The following is a 26,614-nucleotide window of genomic DNA, read 5'->3' as shown; positions in this document are numbered from 1 at the left end:
CTGCTGGAGTAAAGTTGACAAAGTGTTTCCCATATTTGTTCTTTGACCTACGGGGTCTAAAGGTGTCTAAAGGTATAACCCAGAAAGTCAAATTTTGTTTCAGGATAGTCACCTTGACGATCATCATCTTTACAGTAGACGATGCGCGTTTTTGTCAGATGTAGCTCAAGACCACATTCCGATAAACGCTTTTCCAACTCAACCCAAAGACTCTCTGCCTCTTCCTTGCTTCGACAGTGTACAACTGCATCATCGGCATATCGAGCAAACGGTTTGCCCCGATGATGACTGGTCATCCATATGTCAAAGACGTAGTGAAGAAACAGGTTAGCCAGAAGCGGACTAATGACGCCGCCCTGTGGAGTTCCTTTCGTCCTTTCTTCGACTGTTCCATCAAGCATCTGAAAAGGTGCTTTAAGCCATCTCTGAATATAAAGGATGACCCAAGGCTTGTCAGTATGCATGCAGACTGCCTTCATCAGCAAATCATGGTCGATATTGTCAAACAAACCCTTGATGTCGAACTCCAGTACCCAATTATATTTCCAACAACGTTTACGTGTTGCATCAAGAGCATCACCAGCCGATTTGCCTGGTCGATATCCGTAAGAGTCGGGGTGAAAGTAGGGTTCTAATTGTGGTTCAAAATAGAGTTTAGCAACCATTTGTGCAGTCCTATCGAACACAGTTGGAACTCCCAGGATGCGAGTTCCACCACTCTTCTTAGGGATTTCGATTGCTTTAACTGGTGGAGGAAAATAACTGCCGGAGGACATTCTATTCCAGATCTTGTAGAGGTTGTTATCCAAGTCTGACTCGAAAGCTTCAATGCTTTCATCATCAATGCCAGCAGCACCTTTATTCTCTTTTATTCTCTGAAATGCTTCCAGTACTATGTCTTTAGAGATTTCATAAGGCTTTGTTTTGTCCAAGGGTTCCTCCCTCTCGGTTGACCGCAGTCCAAAACTGGATAATACAATCCCTTCGCTCCATGCCCATTACAGGCACTTCATCACTACTACGAATTGTTCCGCCCCTGCACAATGCATCGATACTTTCGTCCTTGTGGGTCCACCATTTGGAGTTTTCTCTTAACATCAATGTGCAGGTTCCCACGTTCCACAGAGAAGCCTGTGCTAAGTTCAAGCCATCTTCATGCCGGTCACCGTCTGGTCAGTAGACAGGATATCTTCCAGACTCATCCCAGGTTAACGACTACCCCCTGGTTTTGATGACGTCCCTACGCTTTCGACACGTTATTAATGGTTCATTGTGTTCTTCTCCATAGCACATACCTGACGAGGTCAAGCCTCGCCTTTTCCATAACGCTCACTACCGGGGCTTTTGACCAAAGCAGCTTATGGTGGTTTGGAATCTCTTCCTGTACAGCGACTCCGAGGGGCCCACCCTCATCTTCTCTATAGCATGGCTATCCAATGCAACAACTTTGTTACAAGGTTCGCTTTCGTGGCGCACAATCATCAGCATACCTGATGAAGTTGACCTTTTTGGAATGTTTTCCTGTTTTAGGATACTTAGCCATAAGTAACTTCTCGATACCATCCAATGTCATATTAGCCAGAATGGGAGAGATAATCCCACCTTGTGGCGTGCCTGCTTTCGTCGGATTCAGATGACGTTTATAAATAAATCCTGCTTTAAGAAATTGAGTTAGTATTGACTTTTCCATTGGAATATTGGTCAGCAACCACTGGTGATTAATATTATCGAAGCATCCTTTAATATCGCCTTCTAAGATCCATTGGGCTGAGTTTTTCTTGCTCAGACATAGAAAGATTTGTTCACGAGCATCCTTAGGATCTATGGTGAAATAACTTAGGCAATATTTAAGAATGTGTCAAATGACTTTCGCGAGCAAGAAGGCTGATTTAATTTCAACTAAATAATTCATTGCCTAAGTTATTTCGTTACAAATACTTAGTGCTTCGGTGTTTTCCAAATCCAAAGGATCTTATATCAGACATAGTTTCAGCTATGGGTTCAAGAGCTAATGCGTATAAAGACTGCATAGCTCTGTCATACATTGTAGGGATACCTAATAGACGTTTCTTTTTCTTACCAGGTTTATTGATGAAGACGCTTTTAAGGGGTTTTGCTCTGTATCTTTTACCAGTGAGACTAAGGGCAGCTTTCATCTTGGAGTCAGGTGTTAACCATTTCTCACCGTCGATTCCAGATGTCCTTTTTCCTTTATTTTGGGTAACTCTTCTCACTGCTAGAAGTTTGGCAGAGTAGGAATGAGTTAATAGATACTGTAATCTCTTGACAAGGTTCCATTTGTTTTGTAAGACTGCTTTTGTAATTCGGGTTTGCAACTTATTAACATTCTTCTCTACTTGATGCCAGTTGATGCTTTTCCATTTCTGGCAGAGCTGAGCGTCTGTAAGTTTCTTATCTTGGTGGGATATCTTTGAAATACTTACATTCAAAAGTTTGCCTCCTTTCATACAATAGAACACCATCAGTAAGTCGGCATCCTTTCGGATCGAGGTAAAGTTTGGACCTTTATCCAATCGATTAAAGATTGGCATTCGCTTTTTACTGAATCCTGTACCCTCTATACAATTAATTCCCCTTACAGAGTCTCTACCTTTTTTTTTAAAAAAAAGAAGCATATAGGGCTTACCAAGTTCTATGTCATAAATAATGCAAATTCTTTAGAAGCCATCTATAAACCGGAAAGCGTCTGTCCATTTTCTGCGATGTCTGTAACACCATCGCAGCCTGCTTTCATACCGTTTGGTTCAAGCGTATCAGTCTAATTTCGCTTGTCAAAAGTCACGACCCGTACAATGGTTCAACATGTGTTTCTTCATGGCATTTTTTTAACCCTAGCAGATGACCCGAATTATACTTTCAGGCTTCTCCACATTGTCTTACGAGCTTAGCACACTTGCATTGCTACTGATGCACCTCATAATAGGGTTACCCCAAATGGAAAGGGTAGCACAAGGCAATTTGTGACATAACTTCTTGTCGCACTTACAGAACTTTCGCTACACTGCCTCCAAAGGTGAAAGGTCTATCATTTTTCTTTCACCTTTTTTGACATTCTTGTTGTAGCATACAGAGAGAGCGGAATGAACGATTCCGATTTGATCCGTTAGTGTATAGTTGTGAAATGGAAAGGACAGAGAAAAAGTAGAATTCCGGCTGACGGTCTGACTTATATTAGGAAAGAAGCCAATATTAAAGATCAGACTTTGGATGTTATCAAGCCTCAGGTTTTCATTAATGAAGAAGAGATTAAACAGAAAATCTGGCTTAAATTCCAAAAGAAGCTAAGGAACTAGGGATAAAATACAGGAGCACTTTAAAAAAGATAAAGGATAAAATTTTAAAAGATGGAAAAGTGAATATAAAAACCAATGAAGTAAAAAAGCTATTAATGCATTTTCTATGATTTTATGCCATATAATTGCTTAAAATAATGGTTGAGCTGATCCCAAAACTCAGGATTTGCTTCTCGAATCCTGTATCCTGAATTCTTGAGAGGGTTCTTGATCTTGAAAATGATCATAAAAAATTGTTAATAAATGGAAGTAATGGCTTTTGGGATAAGCTCATTATAAGATTTATGGAATTAAGATTTCCTTGACTCCGTTTGTAATTTTTGTACTTGGAGCGCACGGAATAGGGTGATTATAGCTCCCGAACCCTAAGCATTATCTTTTTAGTATCCAGCTTGCTATAAAATCAGCCTGCTATAAAATTCTTTGCCTTATTTTGCCTATCCAGATTTTCAAGAAGCAAGCTTGCATAAAATTGCATTACTGTGCATACAATACTCCCTCCAGAAATTAAAGTGAATCCAAGGGTTTAAATTCTTTGGAAGTGGAGGAATAGCAGGTCAAAAATAACGTACTGCAAATAATTAGCTATATTAAATTGTCTGGATAAATCCAAAAAAAGAGGCTTAAAAAAATATAGGAATCAGATGAAACTGGAAAAATTAAGAATCTAAAAATAAAATTGATAGATCAAATATCCGGGCAACTTTATTAAACCCTGTTCACATGCAAACTGTACCTTGTCTCAACATCATACATGCCCTCGAGCTCTTCTTCGGTCAGGAAACCTTTCTCTATTAGCTTACTAAGAGTCTTTCTGTCAACTGATTCGACCATATCCCAGAGTTCCCGCTCCTGAAGATAAGGCTTTAGCCTGCGGACGCGCCAGAGTTTCCAATCCACCCTGTGCCGCCTGAGCTCCACATTTCCTATTCTCATGACATCAATACCTTTCTCCTTGAAGGTATTCATAATGCGGTTTCTAAGCTCTTCCCGTCTCTTTTCAAGAGTAGATATTGCAGAGACAAGCTCATCATACTCAAGCACAACATCGGTAAGATCCATCTCTTCAGGATCCTGCTCACTGATATCAAGTTCTATTGTTTCATACCCCCATTCTTATCCTTAAACTTCGGATATTTCTTTTTCTCTAATTTTTCGCTCACTCTTTATTCTTCAAGATTTTTCCTGTTTTCGGTCTTTTTTCGTGCTGTCTTTTTTCTTGCTGTCTTCGGTCTTGCTGTCTTTGGTCTTGCTTTATGACTTTCCGCTTGAACCGATGTTTCCTGTTTTAGTATATGCAGGTAATCAGGTTTATAGGTGTACATTCTTGCAGGAATATATCCGATACTTTCCTTGGTTTTAATATTATTACATAGTTTGAGGCTACAGTTTGAGAAGCTGATTAACACCTTGATTTTAGATTCCGGCATTTTTAAGCTTGTGCTTCAATGACCATTTTTTTCCATCGGATAAGAGCTGCATACTTACCTTTGCAGACTGATCTTCCTGTGGGTCCGGCTCAGAAATGCTTATCGAGTAAAAGCCCCTCTTATCTCATAAGAAAACCTTCAGTAGGCAGTCTTTAAAGCCTCTTCAGACTTATTTAGGGATTATCGGGGTGGTTCCATAACATCAGTAAATGACCTTGAGAAAGCAAGAACAAAAGAAGAACTGGGCCTTCTCCTTCCGGAGATAAATAACGTACTGGAGTCCGAACCTGCCGTACTCCGGATTGATCCTGAGTCAATTATGCTTATCGGGGACATACATGGGGATCTTGATGCCCTTGACTTTGTAATAAGGATGAGAGAAGAACTTAGCTGCAAACACATGCTTTTCCTGGGAGATTATGTGGACCGCGGGATGCAGGGCATAGAAGTTCTTATAAAGCTTTTCCGGCTGAAACTTGAGGAGCCTCAGAATATTTTCCTGCTCAGAGGAAACCACGAAACCGCGGATATGAACATATATTACGGCTTTTTTGAGGAAATAGGGTTTGACCAGGGTTTTCTCCTGAATATTAGCAGGACATATGACAGACTGCCGGTAGCAACAGTAATCTCGGGGCATACCTTCTGCGTACACGGAGGAATAAATGGGACCGAAAGTGTTGATACCATTACAAAAGAAGATGCTTTTCCCTACCTATGGAATGATCCATCCAGACTTCCGGGGCTGAGTATTTCATCAAGGGGTTCTACAGTTAAAGGATTCGGGCCTGATATTGTTGACGGCTTTTTAGAAACGAATGGTTTGAAAAGAATTGTAAGAGGACACACAGCTCTTAAAACCGGATATGAATGGTGGTTCAACGGTAAACTGCTTTCTCTTTTTTCCTGTCCGGACTACGTGGGGCTTGGAAACGATGCTGCTTTTGCCTTTATTGAAAAAGGGAAGCTAAGAATAATTAACTTTGGAAACCAGCCTCAGTAAAGCAGAAAATTTAGCTTGAGTAAGTAAAGATACAGCCTGGTGAACTACCGCTAGGCTAAGACCTAGCGGCTTCCTGCTTCATACCTCGGAGCAACCTCCACAAGTCCACAGGCTCTACCCGAAGTCCCTTCGGCGAAATGGAATATGAGCGTGATATACTTGAGATGCTTATAGCTACCGTCTTTCCACGGCTTAATCCCAATCCCTTCAGGATGATTCTTGCCCTGTTATCCAACTCCCCGATGTTCAAACGTTACCTCGCTTGGTTTTCGCTTTGTAACTTGGCAACATTCTTATGAACTGTGAGGTTGTGGTGACAGCAAAATCTAATATCAAATAAGGTTTGAAAATATTTAATAATTTGTATAATCAACAACTGTTAACAATTTGGAAGTTGACGCTTATATCCCACGAAGCTAAAGACTTCGGGGTTTTACGCTTCTTCCTATAAGCAAAAATTAGTTAAAATAGAATAAAAATCGTTCCAGCCTGAGTCACTACTCCAGACTGGAGTTTTTATTATAGTGCCGGATCATTAATCTTTTTTATCTGAGAGCTTTTTTATCTGAAGGAAAAAATATAAAAAGTTAGAATTTAAAGACGGATGTCGGATTGATGCCGTGAACATATGTATTCCAGGATATCAAGAGATGCTTTTGAATGCCTGGGTTTTTTAGTTAGATTTGCGGATTCGGATTTTTCAGTAGATTTGTGGATTCGGACTATGGATTGTACTTGCCGGTTAAACCTTTGATTGATTGCATTGTTGTTAATTTTTAGATTATATATTCTGGTTAACTGTCCTTAGTCCAGAATAATCCAAGTTTCTGTCATTTTGCTCCCTATATCAGGATCGAGCTGCATTGCTTTCATATACTGCATTTTAGCTTCGTCAAAACGCCTCATTTTTCTCAAAAGCAGTCCGTAGCTGTAGTGGAGCGGAGGATAATAAGGATTGAGGACAAGTGCTTTTTTGTATTCTTCCTCTGCTTCGGGTAAGCGCCCGAGCTCCGAAAGAAGGTTTCCGTAGCTGTAATGTCCTTCAGCGCTTTCCGGGTCAAGACTGAGAGCTTTTTTGTATTCCATTTCAGCTTCATACCTTCTTCCGAAGCGGGCAAGGAGGTTTGCATAATTGGAATGGACTTTTGCATCGTTCTGGTCAAGGGCAAGGGCTTCCATGTACTGTTCTTCAGCTTCCGAAACTCTGCCTTCCCTTGCAAGAAGGTTTCCGTAGTTGAAAAGAGTTCTCCTGTGCCTGGGGTTAAGGGAAAGAGCCGTCCTGTACTCAACTTCAGCTTCCGAAGAGCGGCCCAGGAAGGAGAGCAAAACGCCAAAGTTGTGGTGGAGACTCGGGTCTTCAGGGTCAAGCTTCATTGCAAGCCTGTACTCTTTCTCGGCATCTCTGAGCCTTCCAAGTTCAAAAAGCAGGTTTGCATACCCACCTCTTGCAGGGACATAATCCGGGTTACCATCAAGTGCTCTCGAGTAACATTCCTCTGCTTCTGTCAAATATCCGTATTCAGCCAGAAGATAAGCGTACCCGGCATTTGCCTTTACATTTTCAGGAGAGGTTCTAAGTACGGTTTTATATTCATTTTCTGCTTCCTGAATCCTTCCGAGCTCTAAGAGAAGTTCAGCGTAAGCGCACCTTACATCTGCATTTTCAGGGTTTTCGTTCAGAACTTCGCAATAGCTTGCTTCGGCTTCAGGGGAAAAGCCCAGTACGTGTGCTGCAGTACCGAGTGCATAGCAGGAATCTTCACGGAGCTTTCCGGAAGCCTGCATTAAGCAGACTTTTGCAAAAACATATTCTTCCAGATGCATTTTTTGCTGCCTGCATGCGTTAGAAAGGTCGAGCAGGAGTTTTGGGGGAAAAGATTTTTCTTTTGAGCTTTCCAGAGCAAAATCGGCTGCGCAGGATAGGTTTTTCTGGTCAGATCCGATTATTCCTATTACATCGTACATAAAGTCATCAATAGCATCAAAGTCCATATATCCGGCACCTCAGAAAAGTGAGTGTTTTAGATAGGGGGATTGTCAGTGTAACATCCGGAGTATAGTTTTACGTTTAATTGAATATATTAGTGAGTGAATAGTGCGTAAGACTATTTGACATAACATTAGTGTTTGAATAGTGCATAAGAGAACCAGTATAATATTACAATAATCATATAACACCTTATCCCTTTATAACGCAAAATAAAACAGTCAGTTGGATTGAACGACACCGTTTTCCTAATAAAATAAGTTCGGTAGGATAAAAATCAAGCGAGGTAAGGTAGGAGAAGTGATAAAAATAAATGTTTGTATATAAAAACATAAAAAATGATACGATGAACTGAAAAGAAAAAGCGAAAAATAGATTAATAAAAATACGAATGGAAAAGAAAAGCATATCGAATAATAGTATTAGAAAGAGGAGAAAGGAATTAAAAAATTTCGAATAAGGCATAAATCAGACATTGAAAAATAACTGATAGTAGTAAGATATAGACAATAATCATTTTAAATTATCGGGTCGAAAAACAGTTTTATATTTCAAAAATTACGGATCATTTCAAAAGAGAAACTGATAGGACGAAAACAAGATGAAAGTAAGAGAAAAAATATGAGAAAAAACGAGACAAATTACTGAAATGAAGAAAGACTCAACAAGGAAAGCAGCTGAGAATGCGGAAAATAAACAAATATACCTCAAAAAGCAAATCTGTTAGAAAATGAACCTCACAACGGTTTAGCTCTTCTTTTTCTCAGATACGGATTCCGAGTTTGATCTCGAGCCCAATGACAATCCCATGACCAGTCCTGCACCAGCTCCCATTGACATCCCGAGAACCAGCCCTGTAGTCTGGGAACCCACTGCAGGACCAAGGACAAAGTTCCCGAACAATATCCCGAGTGTCACACCAGCTCCAATTCCGGCAGGCATCCATCTTCCCTGAGGCTGTTCTCTTTTCTCGCTTTTTACTTCTTTTTTCATGCTTTTTGTTTCTTTCATTTCTCTCGCTTATTCCATTCTTTACATTCTCTAGTTTATCTATTCTCTAGTTTATCTATTCTCTAGTTTATCTATTCTCTAGTTTATCTATTCTCTAGTTTATCTATTCTCTAGTGCTTCGATTCCAAAATAAATTCCTTATTTAATGGGAAAATTGATGACCATTGGATATATTCAAACTTCAACTTTTGTGAACATACTTCGGAATCGCAATACTAGTGTTATGAAAATTTAATTATTGATCACCTAATAAGCTATGAATCCCTTTATACAGATAACAAACTATCAAAATATTATGTTCAATAATTAAATTGTCGCGACACTAGTTCACTGTCTCGTGTCGTTCTTGTACGCTCGACACAGGAGAGCGATTTTACAAAAAAGAAGGAAAAGAGAGAACAATAAGAGAAAGCCCGAAGTAAAAGCAATCGAGTAAGCCGGAGCTCGTTTTTATTATTTTTACATTTGTTTTTCAAATATTTTTTTCTTTCGTATTTCAAATTGTTTTCCTTTTTTATTGGGAAGGGCCGCCAACGGACTGGCTTCGGCCAGTGCTGCACAGGGAAAGAAGACTGAAAGGTTCATCATTGAATGCCGGAATAGATCAACCAGTTAATTATGCGGCTACCGAAAAAACAAAGGGAAAATAATCTATTCAATCGCGAAACGTGTTCCGGAAAACCTTGCTGGATAAAGCTCCAAAAAAACAATATATGAGAACCATACTTTCCTTATTGCCTAAAAATTTAAAATGAACTCTGGTACTGACACAAACTAATAGACATTTAACAATCATCCAATAATCTCTGAAACTGACCACCATGTTTTTTAAACTATTTTCCCTATTCCTGATTATTCCTCTTGTGGAGATCTATCTCCTGATCAAGATCGGGGGCATAATCGGAGCTATAAACACCGTGCTTATCATTCTGATAACTGCAAGCCTTGGGGCTTATTTGACAAAAAGTCAGGGCTTTCGGGTGCTTCGCCAGATCCAGAACGCAACAGCACAGGGATATGTGCCGGGAAACGAGCTCCTGCACGGGCTCTTTGTATTAATTGGAGGCTTTGCTCTCCTGACTCCTGGCTTTCTGACCGATGCCATAGGTTTTTCCATGCTAATCCCTCAAATTCGAGAAATCTATGTGGGGATAGCAAAAGGGTTAATAAAGAAAAGGATACAGCAGGGCAACTTCCAGATGCGGATGTACACGGACTTCAGGTAACCCGCAACCTCCGAAGCCAAAAAAAGTCTTCAAGGATTAAGCGAAATAGAATTTGGTGTCAACCTGAAATACCATCTGAACAGTTTATCTGAAACACTATCTGAAAACATTCTTTTTCATTTATATTATTTTACATCTTTTTTATTTCGTTCTCTTTTATTTCGTTTTTTTGGGAAATAAGATTCTTAGAACAGGATTCTGAACACGTAAAGCATCACTGGAGCAAGAAAAACCGTAATCAAGCCAGCAATCCCTATTGCAAGCCCGCTCATTGCCCCTTCGGTTTCCCCGAGTTCTATTGCCCTCGTTGTCCCGAGAGCGTGGGCGGCTGTGCCGATTGCAATGCCAACTGCGACGCTGTCTTTTATGCGGAAACAGCGGCAGATAAATGGTCCAAGCACAGCTCCTATGATTCCTGTTACTATAATTGCAGCCACTGTTATTGCAGGCAAACCGCCTATCTGTTTTGAAATCTCTATCCCTATGGGAGTGGTTACGGATTTCGGGACAAGAGAATTAGTTATGGTTTCATCAAGCCCGAAAAAGTTGGAGAAGATAAGAATGCTTGAGATTCCTGCAATGCAGCCTGCACTTATTCCTGCAATTATGGGGAGAGCATCGCGTTTAAGGAGCTGGATTTTTTGATAGAGAGGCACGGCAAGAACAACGGTTGCAGGCCCGAGGAAGAAGGAAATGTAGTCCCCACCCACATTATAAGTCTCAAAATCTATTCCGAAATAAAGAAGAAAAAGAATTACAAGAATAAAGCCTACAAGAAGAGGGTTGAAGATAGAGGAACGTGTCTTTTTATAGAGCAGAATGCCTATCTGAAAAGCGGCTAAAGAGATAAGAATTCCAAATAGGGGCGTGTTGAGGAATTTATTCAAAAAGTCTGCCTGCACTTCAGCTCACCTTTTCCGTATTTCTTTCATGCGCCTGTATTCTTTCGTGAACCTGAATCTCTTTTTTATTTATCTCGCCTTTACCGGTCTCTTTATCTAAAAAAGCCGTATCTATCAGCTTTCTTTGAAGGGCCTTTTTGACAAACTCTACTGTCAGCCCCGTGACACCCAGGATTATTACTGTTGAGATAATGGAAACCCCGAGGATTGCAGTCCATTTTCCTTCAAGCAGGGCAAAGCAGGTTATCAGGCTGACACCTGCGGGAAGGAAGAAAAATGCCAGGTTATCGAGCAGGAAATCGCTTATCCGGTCTATCATTTCGAGCTTGATTACACCCGTAAGCAGACCGAAAAAAAGGATTAACATACCCAGAATATTGCCTGGAACAGGTAGCTCGAGAGCCTTTTGAAACAGTTCACCCAGAAAATATATACTTAGAATAATTGAGAATTGCTTTAGCAAGACCTCATTTTCCTCCTGTTGATTGAAACTGGACTAAAGAAACCGGCTTATAAATACCTTCGGGATGCTGGAAAATTGTTTACGATGAAGATTACTTACAGTGTACTCAAGCCGTTATCAAAGCCGGGATAATCAAAGCCTGGATATTTCGAATAGCCAGGTACAAACTGAAAGTTCTTAAAGGGCACACAATAAATTCATATCGAGCAAACTCCTATTTTCCTAGGGTGTTCTGATGGGAGAGAATCGATTCGTATACATGGACCATGCAGCCACCACTTTCATAAAACCTGAAGTGGTTGAGACTATGCTGCCTTTTTTGAAAGAACATTTCGGGAATCCTTCATCCCTGTACTCAATAGGCAGGGAAGGCAAGGAAGCTGTGGAAACCGCCAGGGAAAAGCTTGCAAAAGCTCTTGGCGCTGATCCCGACGAAATTTACTTTACCTCAGGAGGGACCGAGTCTGACAACTGGGCTGTCAAAGGAACAGCTTTCACCAGGCGAAAGAAAGGGAAACACATTATCACCACGCCAATCGAACACCATGCAGTGCTTTACCCCTGCGAGTATCTGGAAACGCAGGGCTTTGACGTAACCTATCTGCCTGTAGACACGTACGGGCTTGTGGACCCTGCAAAGCTGGAAGCCGCAATAAGAGAAGATACCATCCTGATTTCGGTCATGTACGCAAATAATGAAATGGGGACTATAGAGCCCATTTCAGAGATAGGTAAGGTTGCCAGAGAGCACGATATTCCTTTTCATACCGATGCCGTACAGGCAATAGGCAATATCCCCCTTGACCTGCAGGGGAAAGATAAGGATGTGGATATGCTCTCCCTTTCCGCGCATAAGTTCTATGGACCAAAAGGGATAGGAGCCCTCTATATCAGAGAAGGGACAGAAATTGACAATTATATGCACGGGGGAGCGCAGGAGAGGGGAAGGCGGGCTGGAACAGAGAATGTTGCAGGCATTGCAGGCATGGGAAAAGCAATAGAGCTTGCAACTGTGAAGATCGAGGAGCATAGTAAAAAGATAAAGAAGATGAGAGACAGGCTCATGGCAGGAATACTTGAAATTCCCAGCTGCAGGCTAAACGGGCATCCGGAAAAACGACTTTCCGGGAACCTGAACTTCAGCTTTGAGTATATAGAAGGGGAGTCCCTGCTGCTCATGCTTGACCAGATGGGGATCTGCAGTTCAACAGGCAGTGCCTGCTCTTCGGGTTCTCTCGACCCTTCACATGTGCTCAGTGCAATAGGAGTGCCACCGGAAATAGCCCAGGGTTCTCTGCGCCTGACCCTTGGGGATGCAAATTCCGAAGAAGATATTGATTATGTACTCGAGGTGCTGCCTGAGGTCGTTGGAAAATTGAGGGCTATATCTCCATTCTACAAGCCAGCGAGTGTATGTGAAAAATAAATACAAAATACATACCTATCTTAGGAAGTAAGTACCTTGAAAATCGGAAGGGGCATTAGTGTAGACAGAAGCTGAAAATCCTGAGAAAACTTAGAGCCGATGAAGGCTGAGAATCCTGATAAACAGATAGCAATCTAAGAAGCGAGGGAATTCTGTGTATAATAAAAAAGTGATGGATCATTTTATGAATCCTAGGAACGTGGGGGAAATAGAGGATGCAGACGGGGTTGGAGAAGCCGGAAACCCTCATGGGGATCAGATGAAAATTTTTCTGAAAATCCGGGACGACAGAATTGAAGATGTAAAATTCAAGACTTTTGGCTGTGCAGCGGCAATCGCATCCAGCAGCATGGCGACCGAACTGATAAAAGGCAAAACCCTTGAAGAAGCCTGGGAGCTTACAAACGAAGCTGTGGCCGAAGCACTTGAGGGGCTACCTCCGGGAAAACTGGAGTGCTCGGTGGTTTCCAGGCAGGCTACCCATAGGGCGATTAATGATTACCGCAAAAAGCAGGGACTTGAACCCCTGAAAGAGCAGACCTGAAAGAAAAAAACATATAAAGTTTTCATAAATCGCCGTTCACTGAAAAATGCCTGAGGCTTGAGGCTTAAGGAGGCTTACCCAGGAGGTTCAACATTCTGAAACCTCTGCAAGTCTTCCGTATATCTTTATCGTAAACTTGATAATAATGACACCTGATCATACCCTATGAAAAAAATAGGGATTGCGATTACTGACCCGGAAGACTGGACAGCCCGGGCACTCATAAAGGCAGCGAAGGAAAAGGGGTTTTCTCCTTTTGTCCTTGACCTCAGGGCAGCAGAGGTCAGTGTAAGTTCAGGAGCTTCTGAGTCAGCAGCTCTTTTTAAGGCAGGGGAAACCCTGCTCTCAGACCTTGATGCACTCATTGTTAGAGATGCAGGTGCAGGGGCTTTTGAAGGAGTATCTTTCAGGTTTGATATCTTGCGGGAACTGGAAGCACAGGGAATTCCAGTTATTAACTCTCCAGAAGCTATCCAGAATGCGGCAAACAAGTATCATGCTTCTTATCTTCTGGCAAAAGCCGGCATTCCGGTGCCTGAAACCAGAGCTGTCCAGAGTGTAGAAGCAGCCTTAAAGGTAATATCAAGATTCGGGGATGCCGTCATAAAACCTGTTTTTGGTTATAAGGGAAAAGATATAGCAAGGGTAAAAGAAGGAGAAATCCGGTTTTCAGATAAAAAAACAGGGCCTGTACCTGTGGAAGAGACACTCGAAAGTCTGCTCGAAGAGAGGGGAATGCTGTATATCCAGGAGTTTATAGAAAACCCCGGGAGGGATATAAGGGCTTTTGTTGTGGGAGACACAGTCATAGGCGCAATTTACCGAAAAGCCGCTGCAGGTTCCTGGGTGAACAATCTGAGTCAGGGAGGAAGTTCAGATAGGTGTGTACTTACCGATGAACAGAAAGAAATTGCCGAAAAAGCTTCCCTTACGATAGGCACAACATTTGCAGGTATCGATATTATAGAAGGGACTGAAATTATAGAAGGATCTGAACGTGTAGAAGGGCCTGAAGGCTTTATCGAAAACAAAAATAAGAAAGGTAAAGGTCAAAGCAATGAAGGTAAACAGAGCTCCCGAATACTTGAAGTAAATGGAACGCCTTCAGGAAAAGGAATTTTTGATGCGTGGGGAATAAATCCGGCCGAGCATATCCTGGAATACTTGCAAAATATTTTATGAATTAACTATAAATGTTATTGGAGATAGTATAACATATTTTAGGAAGATTATTAATAGAGGTATTCTCAAATCTGTAAACTATCAGATATGTGAAAGCAGTAAAAGCAGCCGTATATCTGAAGCAGTCTGAGAAAAGCTACAAGAGATCCTGAGGTTAACACTCAAATCCGATCCAAAAAGGCTGCACAGAAAACATTTAAGATATAGGCTGTCTTTGAATAAGCCCGAGGCAAAAGATGAGCGAATACAAACAGTGTATAGTTACCCGGGATGACCTGAAGCTTTCTAAAGGCAAATTTGCTGTACAGGTGGCTCACGCTGCCCTTTCTGCAGCTGAATGGGCAAGCAAAAGCGACCTTGAAAAATGGAAGGAAGGAGGGCAAAAAAAAGTTGTCCTGAAAGTCCCCACTCTTAAGGACCTTTACGAGCTTAAGGAGAAAGCAAGAAGGGAAGGGCTTCCGACAGCTATGATACAGGATGCAGGACTTACGGAAATTCCTCCCGGGACAGTCACGGTGCTCGGAATCGGACCGGCAAAAGAAGAGATTATAGATAAAGTTACAAGGGACCTTAAACTTGTTTAACTGTCAGTGTGCCCATAAAAAGGACTGTCCCGTTATAAAAAAGTTATCAGAAGATACCTGAAGAGATGTTTTCATTGACAGAAAAAAGTTCTGCCTGTCATTCGATTCAGGAGGGCATTAATGAATAACTCAGAGGTTTTAGAAAAAAACGCACCCTCGATGATTGCGGTCTTATTTATATGCCTCGTACTGGTTATGATTACCGGATTTATTTTTTCGGATTCTATTGGCAATTTTACGAATGAGTTAAGAGATTATCTTGGGCTGGGTGCGGAGACTGAAAGCTCTGAAGAGGTATTCATGCCTGATATGGCTTCTTTTACTCTTCCGGCAATACCTTCGTATTCCACTTCGAAAAGCGAACTTACTCCCATCCTGAGAACTCCACTGCAACCTGGTTTTTCTCTGAGCAGTAATTATCAGACTTCAGAGTTTTTCCAGGGAGGGGTAAGTTATTTTAAAATCAGTATAAAAAATGAAGGACGGAACCCAATCTTTATTGATAGGTACGGAGTTTCGGTTAACGCCTCCGAAAACCGGATCTTTTCCGAAGACTGTGGAGCGCTGCTTTCACCGGGAGAAGAGCAGAGTCTCGGAGTAATTGCAGTTCAGGTGCCTGAAGAGGAAAAAGCCAGATTCAGTATCGTACTCTGGCTTCTTGCATCGACATCGGAAGCCAAATGGCATGAATATGAGCCCTATTTCCTGAACGGGCTCACTGCAGACCTGAAGCCGATGCCCGAAAAAAATACTCCAAAATACAGGTACAATCCTGATTATTATTTTAAAACAATAAACCGACTGGTGGAACCGGCCGAACCCGATGTAAGAGGCAGAGCAGCCCAGGTAGCCCGCTCATATCCCGGAGCTTATAATATCTATCAGGTCTGTGCCCTCTTTGACATGGTAAAAGAGGAAATCGAGTACGTAAGTGACCCGAGGGGCAATGATGTATGGGAGCCAGCCAATGTTACCCTGAGGATAGGAGCAGGGGACTGTGAAGATCAGGCAATTCTTCTTTCATCCATGCTCGAAGCTGTTGGAGGTACGACTCGAGTCTGTCTGACAGATAACCATGCCTTCGCAGCTGCCTATATAGGCAAAGGAAACGATTCAACTGAAGCTGCAGTTAAAGGAGTAAGGGCTTATTACGGAAATGTTGATGTAAACTACCTGACCGACGAATACGGTTCCTGGCTGATGCTGGACCCGACTTCCAGTCTTTACGCAGGCGGACTTCCCGGGAAAACAGCTCAGGTAAAGGTTCAGGCAGTTGGAGAAAATGAAACTTACAGGAGCTGGACATTCGTAAACACAAGCACGGTAAAAGTGATTGACATCAGCACCAGAGCAATTAAATAAGTTCTACTTTAAACTCGGTATACACAGGGGAAGAAAACACTTCCCTGGAAGCTGCTGATCTGTACTACTAATCAGTAAATCTATTAGTCAGCAGATCTTATCCTTTTAATTCTTGGTCAAAAAATCCAGCTACAAATCTTACCCAGAAATTTTACTAATTTATTTAAGGAGTGTTTGCAACCTATGGAAGTTCCGGAGATTGAAAAACAGATAGGAATAAAACTTTACTTTACTGATACAGAAGGTCTTGGAGGGCAACTCCGCCAGGAAATTGAGGATTTCATTGTAAAAGAAGTTACAAACCGGGAGGAAGGAAAGGAAGGAAAATACCTCATTCTCGAACTCACAAAACGAGATTGGGATACACATCATTTTACCCGGACTCTCGCAAAAATCTTGCAGGTAAGCCAGAAAAGAATCAGCGTTGCAGGCACAAAAGACAAAAGGGCGCTGACCACCCAGAAAATCAGCATATTTGATACCGATGCCTCCCAAATTGAAAAAATTTACTTAAAAGACATAGAGATGAAAGTGCTGGGACGCTCACGGAAGTCTGTGGAACTTGGAGACCTGTGGGGAAATGATTTCATAATCACAATCCGGGATATTGAGAGTTCTCCCGAAGAGACACGACCTCTGCTCAAAAAGACAACAGATGAAATCCTAATCCAGGGCGGCGTCCCCAATTTCTTCGGGATCCAGCGTTTCGGCTCTGTCCGCCCTGTCACCCATATAGTAGGAAAAGCCATCATTGAAGGGGATTTTGAAAAAGCTGCAATGCTTTATATCGCCGAACCCTTCCCGGATGAGCCCGATGAGACAAAAGCAGCCCGCCAGTTTGTAAAAGATACCCGCGACTATAAGGAAGGGCTCAAAACCTATCCTCTCCGCCTGGGTCACGAAAGGGCAATGATGAACCACCTGATCGCAAATCCGGAAGATTATCCCGGAGCTTTCCGCGTGCTTCCTCAGAACCTTTACAGGATGTTCGTACACGGATACCAGTCTTACATATATAACATAATCATCTGCCGCAGAATCGAACGCGGTATTCCGTTAAATCAGGCAGTGGACGGAGATATCGTCTGCTTCAGGAACGAAGCCGGCCTTCCGGATTCCTCAAAAACTGAGAAAGTCACCTCCGAAACTGTAAATGCGATGAACCGCCTGATAAAGCTCGGCCGTGCTTTCGTTACAGCCCCACTTCCGGGCTTTAAGACTGCATTTGCATCCGGAGTACCGGGAGAAATCGAAAGTGAGGTCCTTAAAGAACTTGGAGTCTCTCTTGAAGGTTTTAATATAGAAGAGTTTCCGGAAATGAGCTCAAAAGGTACCCGCAGGGAACTCCTCCTGCAGGTGGAACCGAAGTTTGAGGTTGGAGAGGATGAGCTGAACCCCGGAAAATCAAAGGCGGTTCTGGAGTTTATGCTGCCAAAGGGAAGCTATGCGACAACCGTGTTGCGAGAATATATGAAAGTGGACCCGCTGCAGATGAGCTGAGAACTCGAAACAATTCGGGCTGCAGGAAAACCAGTCCTCAGGAAAAACGGACTGTTCAAGGCGCTCTCTACTCTTTATATCCCGGGCAGCCGTCTTTTTTCCAAAACCTGTGCTCGCAATGCTCACAAGGAAATAGCGGGTTATTATGGCCTCGGAAAAGGGTAATGCAGTTTTTGCCCCCTTGACATAGTGGTCCTTAAATTCCTTATGCAGGGGGTCCTGACGGCAGTATTTTCAGGGGTCACGAGTCTCCGTTTAATCGTTGGAAGTTAATACAATCTCAGAAGCAGGGAAGTTGGCCTTCCTCACTTACAGGTTTTCCATTCTTGAGAAAACCGAACTCTTTCCAGAGCAAGCCCAGCACGACCAGGAACATCAGGAATTCCGCAGCCGGGGTTGCGAGCCAGACTCCATTAAGGCCAAGTAAGGGGGGTAAAATCCAGAGCAGAGGAAGGAAGAAGAGAAAAACTGTTCCTAGCTGGATGAAAAGAGCGTATCTGACTTTGTTTATCGACTGGAAATATACGGAACCCAGCATAACCGTCCCATGGGCAAGGAGGGCAAACATGAAAATCTCCATGCCGTTAAGAGTAATTTTCAGGAGCTCGGGGCTGTCGCGGTTGAAGATAAAGATAAGCTGTTCCGGATACATAGAGAGAAGCATGAAACCAATCAATCCGGTCACGAGGCAGGAGATAACAGTTATCTTCAAGGTCCCTGCAACCCGGGAATAACAACGGGCTCCGTAATTAAAACCGATGATTGGCTGGGTGCCAACTGCTATTCCTTCAAAAATCAAGGAGAAAATCGAGAAGACATAACCTATAATTCCATAGCCTGAAACTGCGAGTTCCGAGCCGTAACTGAGCAGCATGTACTCGTTCGTAAAGAGCAGGACGAATGTTGAAAACTGCATTGCAAAGGAAGGAAAGCCTGCTTTCATAATTCTGAGAATTATTCCCGACTCCAGAGAGAGGGACCGGGGTTTTAGCCTCAGCCCGGCCCATCCGCTGAAAAAATACAGAGCTAGCAGAATTCCGGAAAGAGAGAAAGCAATAACCGTGGCTATTGCAGCCCCGGTAACCCCCATTTCCATTCGCATGACAAAGATGTAGTCAAGAATCAGGTTTACGAGAACACTTGCAACCACACATATCATAGCAAGTCTTGGTTTCCCATCATTTCGTACCAGAGGTTCGAGAGCAATAGACAGAATCAGAAGCACCGAGCCTGAAAATATGACTCTGAGGTAACTATTTGCCATGTCAAAGACCGGGCCAGAGGCTCCCAGAAGGCGGAGATAAGAATCCGAGACGGCCAGCCCGATGGTGGTGAGCCCTATTCCCACAAGCAGGAGCAGGGGAAAAGCATTATGTATGAGCTTGAGGGCTTCCTGCCGATTAACTCTGCCAAGGGCCAGGGCCACAAGGCTTGAAGTCCCGATCCCGATCATCTGTCCTACAGCAATTATGGCCAAAAGTGCAGGAAACGCAAGAGTTATCCCTGCAAGCCCCTGGCTACCCACAGCATTCCCGACAAAGAAACCGTCAATAACTCCCTGGATTCCAGCGACAATTAGCCCGATAGTTGCAGGGAGAACGAATTTCAGGAAAAGCTTTCCGATACTTGCAGACCTCATTTCCCGTTCATCTGTCATACTTTGCTCTCCATAAACGAAAAAGGGGGTATTTAATTAGGGTAACTAATATATAAGATCTTCTTCGGCTAAAAAATATAATTGATAAATCCGCCTTTGCATTCAGGACAAGATCTATAGGAAGAGACGGCGAAACTCAAGTTTTAGACTTCCTGCAAGCGAGTGCCAGCAGAGCGGCACCCATAAATGAAAAAATCAGTCTGCTGTAGAGGAAGTCTTCTGGCAAAGTATAAGGTATTGGACCCTCCATGACCCCCAGATACCAGCGCAGGGGCCACGAAAGAAAATTATTCCCGAAAATGTCAACCCATACAGGAAACCTCGGATTAAAAAATCCCAGAAACAGCACAAGAGGCAAAAGAGGGTAAAGCAGTCTGGAATTGATTCTCCCGACCGCCAGGGCAAGCCCCAGCACAAAGACCTGGGAAGGCAATAAAAATAACAGTAAAGGCAGCACGAATTCAGCATAAGCATAGAAATTAAAATAATAAGCATAATACACAAAGCTTAATAAAATCGGCAAGGACGCGGCAAATAAAAAAACAGCCGTGATTAGCGGCGGTGAGTTAAGAAAACATTTAATGCGATTGTCGGCATGGCACATTAGGCTATGCCGACTTTCGCTATTTCATGGTTATTCTGGGCTTGCTCAATGGCTTTTCCAAAGTCAAACGCACCGATGAAGTTATAGACGATTTCGATTTCCTGTACCTTGTCACCGGCTCCGCGTCCCCGCTTGCCGGAAGTTTTCGACACAAGGATTTTGTCGATAAACTCCCGCAATATGGTTGCGTCGAGCTCGGTCAGGTTGGTATACTTCTTCGCCGTTGCAATGAAGCTCTTGACATTGGACTTGCTTTTTTCCTGCTGCTTGACTTCTTCGCGCAAGATTTTAGACGTAGCCCTTAAATTGTCCTGTTCAAGCTCATAATCACGGAATAGCTTTATGAAACGCTCGTCGGTCAGCTTCCCCGTAATGTTGTCCTCAAAATGCGTTTGAAAATCATGTCAAGCTCAGCAATCCGTTTTTCCGCTTTCACAAGGGTATCCTTTTTCTGCGCTAACGCTTTATCCCTCGCTCGCGTGTCGGTTTCCGCAGCTTCACGGATAAAATCATCCTCATACTGCGTCATATACGCGATTGCTTCCCGTAGGTTGCGTATAACGATTTCTTCTAATGTCACGTTGCGGATAGAGTGAGTTGTGCATAAGGTACGGTCTTTGCGGTAGGTGGAACAAATGAAAATATGGAAGCAAATTATTTGCTGTCTTGCTGTTCATCCGCGTTTTCCTCCAAATACTTTTTTAGTTGCCGCAACGTGCTTGTCCGCTGATATTGGACAGTGGCGCGTAAAAGGTTCAGCATTTCCCCGATTTCCCGGTCAGACATTTCAAGGAAATAGGCCAGCAGGATAATATCGCGTTTGCGCTCCGGCAGAGTTCGCAGGGCTTCCGCGATAAGCTCGTCATTGACGACTACCTTGCGGCCTAAAACATTGAAAACCTGTTCCGTGGCAAAGTATCTATCCACTGTAAAAAGCTGCTCCATTTCTTGCGCCGACAACTCCTAAAAGGATACCTCACGTTCACGTTGCAGTTTCATTTCGTCGTAGTGGTCGCGGGCTTCGTTCTTGAGTACCTTTTTGCAAAAGCTGTCAAAAGCGTGTTGCTTGTTTCGCTCATGGCTTGAGGGTGTCACATTCTCACCCCCTCTCTGCAAGGGCGGTGATGGCTTTTCCCCTTTCGCCACTATTACGGTGAGCATTGCAAATTTGCAAAACTCACGGAGTGGTTTTTGAAAAAAACAGGGCAAATGCAAAAATGCGCCCGACTGGACACAATCCAGGCGGGCGCAAGAGGATAGGTAAATATTTCCTATCGTGTAATGTGTGTAGATACATTGATAGGCATGGTATGCCCCTTTCGGGTAAGGGCTTTTTTTGATGGTGCAAAATAAGGATTATTTTGTCGATAGACATAGCAGAACATGGCGGCAACCTCTTTGTTACCGCCGTGTCCTGAAAAAAGGGCGACTTTAATACACCCTCCGCAATCCAATTTTTCAAAAGGAAAACGGCGGCTTTGATTTTCGTTTATCAAAACCGCCGTCAGGCTACGCTATACTGTTTTAGGCAAAGCTAATCAGCCGCCGCAACAACGGTTTTTTTATTTCTCGTTGGGGCGGTGGGTATGTTACCTATTCTGTTTTTATCCCGGCACATCAAGCCAATTTGACCGATGTTACTTCATCTATTGGTGCTAAGGCTGACTGCGCAATATGCTTATTTTCTGCGTCTTGGTTATTAAGGTTAGATTACTTTAGCAATCATTTGAATAAGATTATAATACTTTCCGTTTTCAGCTTCCCTCATCTTTATATCTTCCTCGATACCTTGCCAATAGCTGGTATGCCATTCATCCCACGACTGTTTACAGCAGAGCATTTCACGAATGTCAATAATTTCAATACCTTTTTCTGTTTCCCATAAGTTTTTCCACCAATCAAGAGAATGAATAGTCCTTGCCACCTCATCATTCCAAAACGGCTTCATTTCATCAGGGACATTTTCCCCAAATTCATATTTTATGCCGGGAATAGCCACGGCGATATAGCCGCCCTTTTTCACAAAAGGAATGAGCGACGGGAGCATTTCTACCGTATCACCGAAATAATGGTAAGCGTCCACGGTGAACAACAAGTCAAAATATCCGTTTGCGAAAGGCAACCCTTTGGTCGCGTCTACGGAAATCGGAACGGCCTTATCATCAATTCCGATAGATTGAAAACGCTCATAGTTTTCAGTTGGCGAAATCCAAAGGTCGGCGGCGAAAATGGACGCGCCATATTTTTTTGCCAACAACAGCGTAGAAAGACCACACCCGCAGCCGAGGTCAAGGATTCGCATATTCTCATTGATGTTCAGGTGCGACGACAATTCCTCTGATAACCGCATGGCGTTTGGTCCCATCATTGTGGCTTTCAGGAACTCAACATTTTCATCATTGGACATAAACTGGTCTGTAAATGGATACATGGTATTCTTCCTTTCTAATTTTCGCCTTATATCTCTTAATCATAATTCAATTATACCCTGCTTCTGCCCCCTGAAAGAGTTTTTATTCCGGAATTCTGCTTATCGGAAAGCCCGGTTTTTTTCGATGCAGCTTTCGATCCGCTCTTTTTTTTCGGGACCGAGACCTTTTAAAAGCGCCATATAATCCAGCAACTGATATACGGTCAGCTCCTCATAAAGTCCGAACTCCTGGGGCAGGTACCCAAGCCAGTTCTTAAGGTAATTCTCATTTTTACTTATATCCATTCCATCAATTGTTATTGACCCTGTAGACGCAAGGAGCTGTCGGACAAGAATTTTCATAAATGTTGTCTTCCCTGCCCCGTTTGGCCCTATTAATCCTACGATTGAAGGAGGCCGAAGCTCGAGATCGATTCCTGAAAGCACGGATTTTTCCGAACTGTACGCTTTTGACAGGTTTCTAATTTCAATTTCCATTGTTTATTCACCGTTTCCCCGAACCAGATAAATTGAACTATTCGGGCACCAAAAAAATGAAAGCAGAAACAATAGTGGATAAAATCAACTCTTGATATAAATATCTGATGATAAAAAATCACACTCCGGAAACAAATCGGACATCATTCACCATCAATAGAAACTCTAATTTTGCTTTCCTATTCTATATTTTTTTCCATTTCTCTTTCATTTCCTCCTCTTCCGGACCCCAGATACAAGAAACACAATGCCAGACAAAAGGATTACAGGCAGGGACCAGAAGGTCAGACCAGCCAATAACCATAATACCCCCACACCAGTAGTATACGGGTCCAGGGCTCTAAGAGAAAGACAAAGAACCCCTACTAAAGCTATTAGCCAGGAGCCAAAGACAAGGGACTTATTATTGCTTTTTCTCAGAAGTACTGCCAGCAGAAGAAGCATTCCATCGATAGCAATCGGGGGAAAATAAAAGGTAGCAGACTCCACACGACATCCAGATATTTTTTACTCCATAACATTTCACCGGTTTTTGCGTCCAGTGCATCAATATTCGGATAGTGCACAGCAAACAAAACCCCATCTTTATACCCAAGGTCAGCGCTCCGTTCCTTACTCCAGAGTAGTTCGCCTGTTTCCGCATCCACGGCTATAATACCGTTCTCTCCAAAGGCACCTTCACTAAGGTAAAGGACACCGTCCGCAACAAGGTTTACCCAGGACTGCATATCGGACCTGAGTTTCCAGGGCAATTCATAAGTCCAGGCAACTTTTAAAGGTGGAGCCAGTGTTACAGGTTCGGCTTCGCTTAGATGGAGCGTAAGGTCGTAAAATTCAAAGTCATTGTAACTGCTGCCGTTTGCACTACTCCCGGAACTGATTTTTATGGTATTGGCTCCGGAATTTAAAAGAGTAGAGTGAACAGGAATTGTAATATCCACTGCAGTGGAATCCGAAATGTTTTCAGGGATATAGCTGTTGAGGGCCCAAGATCTATTTCGTTAATGTATACTTTATCTAGAAATTCGTCTGTCGGCCCGGGAACAACACTTTTGACTGTGGCTGTTAGTTCTGCACTTTCTACATATATTGAAGAGTTCAGGGTAAAATTTGTGACGTATACCAAGCCTTCCGGATTGCCTGGGGTTAATCCCTCTTTAAAATCATCGCCAAGAAGCAAATAAAGAAATAATTAAAAATAATGCGAGAGTAAATGAATTTTTTATTAGAGGATACATATGGGCAGTGTGCCGATTTTTCTGTAAAATCACAAATTTTAATAAGTTTTTGAGTCAAAAATTCCATATCAAAAGATCCATTTTCCCCACAGTACACAATAACTTTACTTTGAATTTACAGCAAATTCGTGACACTGCCTACATACTCAACCCAGCAAACGGTTCTATTAATGCCTTGGAATCAACAACTAGTGATAAAAACGAATCAACGTAAAAAACTGTATCAGGTTAAAGAAAAAATATTCAGACCAGAAAAATCCGGCCAGAAATTTATATAAAATCCTTTTAATCGTTTTTACAGCCCGGAGCCCGCTCTCTTTTCCACTAACCTTCCGTACATGTTTGCAACAAATATCGAATTTGTGAAGAACATTGCAGGTATGCCCACAAGCACAATTGAGAGGATCAAAAAGATAATAACAAGAGCATACTGTTTCAGTACTGTAACGATATATTCTCCAAGATTATCCCTGACAACATTCAGGACATCAAACTCAAAGAAAGACTCAACGGTCTGTTTCCTGAAAAAATTAACTGCAAGCATAGGGATCACAAAGAACCCCAACACCAGGTTGAGAATGCTCCCCAGGGTTTCATTGACATACATTGCAGCAGAGAGTATAACCATATACCCGATGTAGAAAGGAAGAGCCTTCAGAAAAACCATGAACCCAAGTTTCAGGTCCTCCATAAAGTCGAGTTTGATGAGCCCCTCATACCTGCCCTCAATAAATTCGTTAACAAGCCTTACAGCATAGCCGAAGAGCGCAAGCCACCCTATAATTGGAATAAATAACAGGAGAATGTAAAGAAGCCTTTGCGGCACTTTAAAGGGATATTTGAAAGCTTCTGAAAAACTTATAGTTTCTATAATAATCACCAGAATAATCCTATTTATTAAGTATATAAAACTTTGTAAAATTAAGTTCAAAGAAATCTGAGATTTTTGACGAATAAATTTGTAAAGATAATGCCCCTGAAAAATAAATCTGGTAAGTGACACGCAGGGAATTATAGTAAGTGACAATCAGGAAATTATAGTAAATGACACGCAGGAAACATGTTTTTCATACAGGAAATAGAGCCCATTTAACCTGAAAGCGCCACCATTAGAAGCCTGAATTAGCAAGTAAAAAATAAAAATGAAAGAATATTATCAGTTTAAATGAGATGCAGGTTCATGTCTGTTCATAAACATGTGCTTATAGACACATATTTGTAAATAGCCTAAATTTGATTTTGAAATGGAAAACTTTCAGATAAGGTTTTTTTCTAACCCCTCCGGATTTTCTCATATATTTATCGAATGGAAAAACTTACCTGGTCATTTTTTCTTTTTATCTTTCTCGAGCATTTTCTTTGCTTGTTTATCGCCTGAGGAAGCTTTCTTTTGCAGTTTTTCCGTTTCTTTACGAGCTCTGGAATTAGAAATCTGTTCCATATCTTTCTTAGCCATTACCATATGACGAACCTTCAGCGAGATTGCTTACACAATCTCTCCATAATACCTCTGCAGTTTAACTCTATTAGATACTACTGCAAGTAAATACTTTAAGTGTCAAAAATATTTAATAGTTTCGACCAGAGGAAAAACGCAAATACGGCAGAATCAAAATAAGAAAAGCAGAAGATGAATAAGGAAGTACCCTGAAAGGCTGGACTTCAAAGACATGATGCTGGAATATGCATTTCATTTCTAGCTTCAGAATTTAAAGCTTTTAAGTTAGAGAGCTTAAAGCTTCTAACGAGAACATGAAAGAGGTCAGAAAAAAAGTTAATTTAACTATTATTACCTGCAAGCTAACGATTTCCAGCAAGAAAAGGAAGGGAAAAAAAGAGACTATACCATCTATTGTGAAGAAATTTCCGGGGCCGGGCTTAGAAATTCCCGGACCCTCTGACGAATATAAGACAAAAAGGAGAAAGATGTCAAAGGATTATTTTTTCTTCATTTCCTTTGCAAGCTTCTTCTTTGCGTCCTTGCTGCCTGCGGAAGCCAGTTTTTCCAGCTCTCCCATCTTTTCTTTCTTAGCGATCTTTTTCTTATCCATATCTTTTTTAGACATTGCCATGGTGTATACCTTCATAGAATTTAATGAAATTAGAATATCCGTGCAGATACCACATCAATACAGTACCTCAACAGATATCACATTAATCCATTATTTTCATTTTTAAAACTATTTATCAGTTTCCCGCGAAAGGGGAACTCTTTGATTTGGGTATTAGTTAATAAGTTAGAAACTGGCTTTTTAGAAATCCCGATAAAGGGT

At 42.1% G+C, this 26,614-nt stretch carries 29 protein-coding genes; 8 read left to right on the top strand and 21 right to left on the bottom strand.

The features are described 5' to 3' along the window. Positions 1-56: 56 nt before the first annotated feature. The 5 genes from ltrA to ACZ5A8_RS07365 all read right to left on the bottom strand — a co-directional run bounded on the left by ltrA (position 57) and on the right by ACZ5A8_RS07365 (position 4,376). Positions 57-932 carry a group II intron reverse transcriptase/maturase gene (gene ltrA / locus ACZ5A8_RS07385; RefSeq protein ID WP_464533091.1) on the bottom strand — a complete coding sequence of 292 codons (876 nt, stop codon included), beginning with the start codon at positions 930-932 and terminating at the stop codon, positions 57-59. After that, positions 910-1,146 carry a hypothetical protein gene (locus ACZ5A8_RS07380; protein WP_464533090.1) on the bottom strand — a complete coding sequence of 79 codons (237 nt, stop codon included), beginning with the start codon at positions 1,144-1,146 and terminating at the stop codon, positions 910-912. The genes ltrA and ACZ5A8_RS07380 overlap by 23 nt, the downstream gene beginning before the upstream one ends. Before the next feature lie 304 nt (positions 1,147-1,450). Continuing rightward, complete coding sequence (locus ACZ5A8_RS07375) at positions 1,451-1,798, bottom strand: reverse transcriptase domain-containing protein (protein ID WP_464534050.1); 348 nt, start codon at positions 1,796-1,798, stop codon at positions 1,451-1,453. Positions 1,799-1,928: 130 nt separating this feature from the next. Continuing rightward, positions 1,929-2,468, bottom strand: a complete 540-nt coding sequence (locus tag ACZ5A8_RS07370; protein WP_464533088.1) for a reverse transcriptase N-terminal domain-containing protein — start codon at positions 2,466-2,468, stop codon at positions 1,929-1,931. A 1,554-nt stretch (positions 2,469-4,022) separates the two neighbouring features. Continuing rightward, positions 4,023-4,376 (bottom strand): hypothetical protein, encoded by a 354-nt coding sequence (locus ACZ5A8_RS07365; protein ID WP_461653219.1) that lies wholly within the window; start codon positions 4,374-4,376, stop codon positions 4,023-4,025. 687 nt (positions 4,377-5,063) lie between these two features. Here ACZ5A8_RS07365 and ACZ5A8_RS07360 point away from each other — a divergent pair. Beyond that, complete coding sequence (locus ACZ5A8_RS07360; protein ID WP_464533086.1) at positions 5,064-5,747, top strand: metallophosphoesterase; 684 nt, start codon at positions 5,064-5,066, stop codon at positions 5,745-5,747. An 804-nt stretch (positions 5,748-6,551) separates the two neighbouring features. On the opposite strand, the gene ACZ5A8_RS07355 is transcribed toward ACZ5A8_RS07360, so the two are convergent. Both ACZ5A8_RS07355 and ACZ5A8_RS07350 read right to left on the bottom strand, forming a co-directional pair. Continuing rightward, on the bottom strand, positions 6,552-7,739 hold the full coding sequence (locus ACZ5A8_RS07355; RefSeq protein ID WP_464533085.1) for a tetratricopeptide repeat protein: 1,188 nt from the start codon (positions 7,737-7,739) through the stop codon (positions 6,552-6,554). 742 nt (positions 7,740-8,481) lie between these two features. After that, positions 8,482-8,745 (bottom strand): hypothetical protein, encoded by a 264-nt coding sequence (locus ACZ5A8_RS07350; protein ID WP_464533083.1) that lies wholly within the window; start codon positions 8,743-8,745, stop codon positions 8,482-8,484. 821 nt (positions 8,746-9,566) lie between these two features. On the opposite strand from ACZ5A8_RS07350, the gene ACZ5A8_RS07345 reads away from it, so the two are divergent. Continuing rightward, positions 9,567-9,971: an FxsA family protein gene (locus ACZ5A8_RS07345; RefSeq protein ID WP_229387212.1), complete on the top strand. Its 405-nt coding sequence runs from the start codon at positions 9,567-9,569 to the stop codon at positions 9,969-9,971. Positions 9,972-10,156: 185 nt separating this feature from the next. Here the strand turns inward: ACZ5A8_RS07345 and ACZ5A8_RS07340 are convergent, their stop codons facing one another. After that, complete coding sequence (locus tag ACZ5A8_RS07340) at positions 10,157-10,858, bottom strand: LrgB family protein (protein WP_464533082.1); 702 nt, start codon at positions 10,856-10,858, stop codon at positions 10,157-10,159. Between the two features lie 16 nt (positions 10,859-10,874). Next, positions 10,875-11,336, bottom strand: a complete 462-nt coding sequence (locus ACZ5A8_RS07335; RefSeq protein WP_464533080.1) for a CidA/LrgA family protein — start codon at positions 11,334-11,336, stop codon at positions 10,875-10,877. Between the two features lie 235 nt (positions 11,337-11,571). Between ACZ5A8_RS07335 and nifS the strand changes: the two genes are divergently transcribed. From nifS to truD, 6 genes are all read left to right on the top strand, one after another. Then, complete coding sequence (gene nifS / locus ACZ5A8_RS07330) at positions 11,572-12,762, top strand: cysteine desulfurase NifS (protein ID WP_229387206.1); 1,191 nt, start codon at positions 11,572-11,574, stop codon at positions 12,760-12,762. A gap of 154 nt (positions 12,763-12,916) precedes the next feature. Beyond that, positions 12,917-13,306, top strand: coding sequence for a Fe-S cluster assembly scaffold protein NifU (nifU, locus tag ACZ5A8_RS07325; protein ID WP_322221243.1), 390 nt, complete (start codon positions 12,917-12,919; stop codon positions 13,304-13,306). 165 nt (positions 13,307-13,471) lie between these two features. Further along, positions 13,472-14,488 (top strand): tetrahydromethanopterin:alpha-L-glutamate ligase, encoded by a 1,017-nt coding sequence (mptN, locus tag ACZ5A8_RS07320; RefSeq protein ID WP_229387202.1) that lies wholly within the window; start codon positions 13,472-13,474, stop codon positions 14,486-14,488. A 236-nt stretch (positions 14,489-14,724) separates the two neighbouring features. Further along, positions 14,725-15,072 carry a peptidyl-tRNA hydrolase Pth2 gene (gene pth2, locus ACZ5A8_RS07315; protein ID WP_322221238.1) on the top strand — a complete coding sequence of 116 codons (348 nt, stop codon included), beginning with the start codon at positions 14,725-14,727 and terminating at the stop codon, positions 15,070-15,072. A gap of 120 nt (positions 15,073-15,192) precedes the next feature. Next, complete coding sequence (locus tag ACZ5A8_RS07310; RefSeq protein WP_464533078.1) at positions 15,193-16,434, top strand: transglutaminase-like domain-containing protein; 1,242 nt, start codon at positions 15,193-15,195, stop codon at positions 16,432-16,434. 183 nt (positions 16,435-16,617) lie between these two features. Beyond that, a complete protein-coding gene (truD, locus tag ACZ5A8_RS07305) occupies positions 16,618-17,934 on the top strand; it encodes a tRNA pseudouridine(13) synthase TruD (protein ID WP_464533076.1) in 1,317 nt (438 codons plus the stop codon). Between the two features lie 280 nt (positions 17,935-18,214). Here truD and ACZ5A8_RS07300 read toward each other — a convergent pair whose 3' ends face one another. The 12 genes from ACZ5A8_RS07300 to ACZ5A8_RS07245 form a co-directional block, all read right to left on the bottom strand. After that, positions 18,215-19,591, bottom strand: a complete 1,377-nt coding sequence (locus ACZ5A8_RS07300) for an MATE family efflux transporter (protein WP_464533075.1) — start codon at positions 19,589-19,591, stop codon at positions 18,215-18,217. Positions 19,592-19,727: 136 nt separating this feature from the next. After that, complete coding sequence (locus ACZ5A8_RS07295) at positions 19,728-20,114, bottom strand: hypothetical protein (RefSeq protein WP_464533074.1); 387 nt, start codon at positions 20,112-20,114, stop codon at positions 19,728-19,730. Positions 20,115-20,194: 80 nt separating this feature from the next. Further along, on the bottom strand, positions 20,195-20,479 hold the full coding sequence (locus ACZ5A8_RS07290; protein WP_464533072.1) for a DUF4368 domain-containing protein: 285 nt from the start codon (positions 20,477-20,479) through the stop codon (positions 20,195-20,197). Positions 20,480-20,553: 74 nt separating this feature from the next. Then, positions 20,554-20,724 (bottom strand): hypothetical protein, encoded by a 171-nt coding sequence (locus tag ACZ5A8_RS07285; protein ID WP_464533071.1) that lies wholly within the window; start codon positions 20,722-20,724, stop codon positions 20,554-20,556. Positions 20,725-20,849: 125 nt separating this feature from the next. Then, positions 20,850-21,155 (bottom strand): RNA polymerase sigma factor, encoded by a 306-nt coding sequence (locus ACZ5A8_RS07280; RefSeq protein ID WP_464533069.1) that lies wholly within the window; start codon positions 21,153-21,155, stop codon positions 20,850-20,852. A gap of 3 nt (positions 21,156-21,158) precedes the next feature. After that, complete coding sequence (locus tag ACZ5A8_RS07275) at positions 21,159-21,290, bottom strand: hypothetical protein (protein WP_464533067.1); 132 nt, start codon at positions 21,288-21,290, stop codon at positions 21,159-21,161. 610 nt (positions 21,291-21,900) lie between these two features. Then, complete coding sequence (locus tag ACZ5A8_RS07270) at positions 21,901-22,602, bottom strand: SAM-dependent methyltransferase (protein WP_322225089.1); 702 nt, start codon at positions 22,600-22,602, stop codon at positions 21,901-21,903. 123 nt (positions 22,603-22,725) lie between these two features. Beyond that, complete coding sequence (locus ACZ5A8_RS07265; RefSeq protein WP_464533066.1) at positions 22,726-23,103, bottom strand: ATP-binding cassette domain-containing protein; 378 nt, start codon at positions 23,101-23,103, stop codon at positions 22,726-22,728. A 416-nt stretch (positions 23,104-23,519) separates the two neighbouring features. Beyond that, complete coding sequence (locus ACZ5A8_RS07260; protein ID WP_464533064.1) at positions 23,520-24,044, bottom strand: outer membrane protein assembly factor BamB family protein; 525 nt, start codon at positions 24,042-24,044, stop codon at positions 23,520-23,522. A 592-nt stretch (positions 24,045-24,636) separates the two neighbouring features. Next, a complete protein-coding gene (locus ACZ5A8_RS07255; RefSeq protein ID WP_464533063.1) occupies positions 24,637-25,221 on the bottom strand; it encodes a DUF4013 domain-containing protein in 585 nt (194 codons plus the stop codon). A gap of 444 nt (positions 25,222-25,665) precedes the next feature. Beyond that, a complete protein-coding gene (locus ACZ5A8_RS07250; RefSeq protein WP_229387174.1) occupies positions 25,666-25,803 on the bottom strand; it encodes a hypothetical protein in 138 nt (45 codons plus the stop codon). Between the two features lie 475 nt (positions 25,804-26,278). Then, positions 26,279-26,428 (bottom strand): hypothetical protein, encoded by a 150-nt coding sequence (locus tag ACZ5A8_RS07245; RefSeq protein ID WP_464533061.1) that lies wholly within the window; start codon positions 26,426-26,428, stop codon positions 26,279-26,281. Between the last annotated feature and the right edge of the window lie 186 nt (positions 26,429-26,614).

The sequence above is a fragment of the Methanosarcina subterranea genome (genome assembly GCF_055385895.1).
Note: the sequence above shows the minus strand (reverse complement) of the source record. Positions and strands in the feature narration are given on the sequence as shown.

Coding starts and splice junctions, on each gene's coding strand:
- ACZ5A8_RS07370 (WP_464533088.1), bottom strand. CDS start 2,468: ATGAAAGGAGGCAAACTTTTGAATGTAAGTATTTCAAAGATATCCCAC.
- ACZ5A8_RS07365 (WP_461653219.1), bottom strand. CDS start 4,376: ATGGATCTTACCGATGTTGTGCTTGAGTATGATGAGCTTGTCTCTGCA.
- ACZ5A8_RS07360 (WP_464533086.1), top strand. CDS start 5,064: ATGCTTATCGGGGACATACATGGGGATCTTGATGCCCTTGACTTTGTA.
- ACZ5A8_RS07355 (WP_464533085.1), bottom strand. CDS start 7,739: ATGGACTTTGATGCTATTGATGACTTTATGTACGATGTAATAGGAATA.
- ACZ5A8_RS07350 (WP_464533083.1), bottom strand. CDS start 8,745: ATGAAAGAAACAAAAAGCATGAAAAAAGAAGTAAAAAGCGAGAAAAGA.
- ACZ5A8_RS07345 (WP_229387212.1), top strand. CDS start 9,567: ATGTTTTTTAAACTATTTTCCCTATTCCTGATTATTCCTCTTGTGGAG.
- nifS (WP_229387206.1), top strand. CDS start 11,572: ATGGGAGAGAATCGATTCGTATACATGGACCATGCAGCCACCACTTTC.
- mptN (WP_229387202.1), top strand. CDS start 13,472: ATGAAAAAAATAGGGATTGCGATTACTGACCCGGAAGACTGGACAGCC.
- pth2 (WP_322221238.1), top strand. CDS start 14,725: ATGAGCGAATACAAACAGTGTATAGTTACCCGGGATGACCTGAAGCTT.
- ACZ5A8_RS07310 (WP_464533078.1), top strand. CDS start 15,193: ATGAATAACTCAGAGGTTTTAGAAAAAAACGCACCCTCGATGATTGCG.
- truD (WP_464533076.1), top strand. CDS start 16,618: ATGGAAGTTCCGGAGATTGAAAAACAGATAGGAATAAAACTTTACTTT.
- ACZ5A8_RS07300 (WP_464533075.1), bottom strand. CDS start 19,591: ATGACAGATGAACGGGAAATGAGGTCTGCAAGTATCGGAAAGCTTTTC.
- ACZ5A8_RS07285 (WP_464533071.1), bottom strand. CDS start 20,724: ATGACGCAGTATGAGGATGATTTTATCCGTGAAGCTGCGGAAACCGAC.
- ACZ5A8_RS07270 (WP_322225089.1), bottom strand. CDS start 22,602: ATGTCCAATGATGAAAATGTTGAGTTCCTGAAAGCCACAATGATGGGA.
- ACZ5A8_RS07265 (WP_464533066.1), bottom strand. CDS start 23,103: ATGGAAATTGAAATTAGAAACCTGTCAAAAGCGTACAGTTCGGAAAAA.
- ACZ5A8_RS07250 (WP_229387174.1), bottom strand. CDS start 25,803: ATGGTAATGGCTAAGAAAGATATGGAACAGATTTCTAATTCCAGAGCT.
- ACZ5A8_RS07245 (WP_464533061.1), bottom strand. CDS start 26,428: ATGAAGGTATACACCATGGCAATGTCTAAAAAAGATATGGATAAGAAA.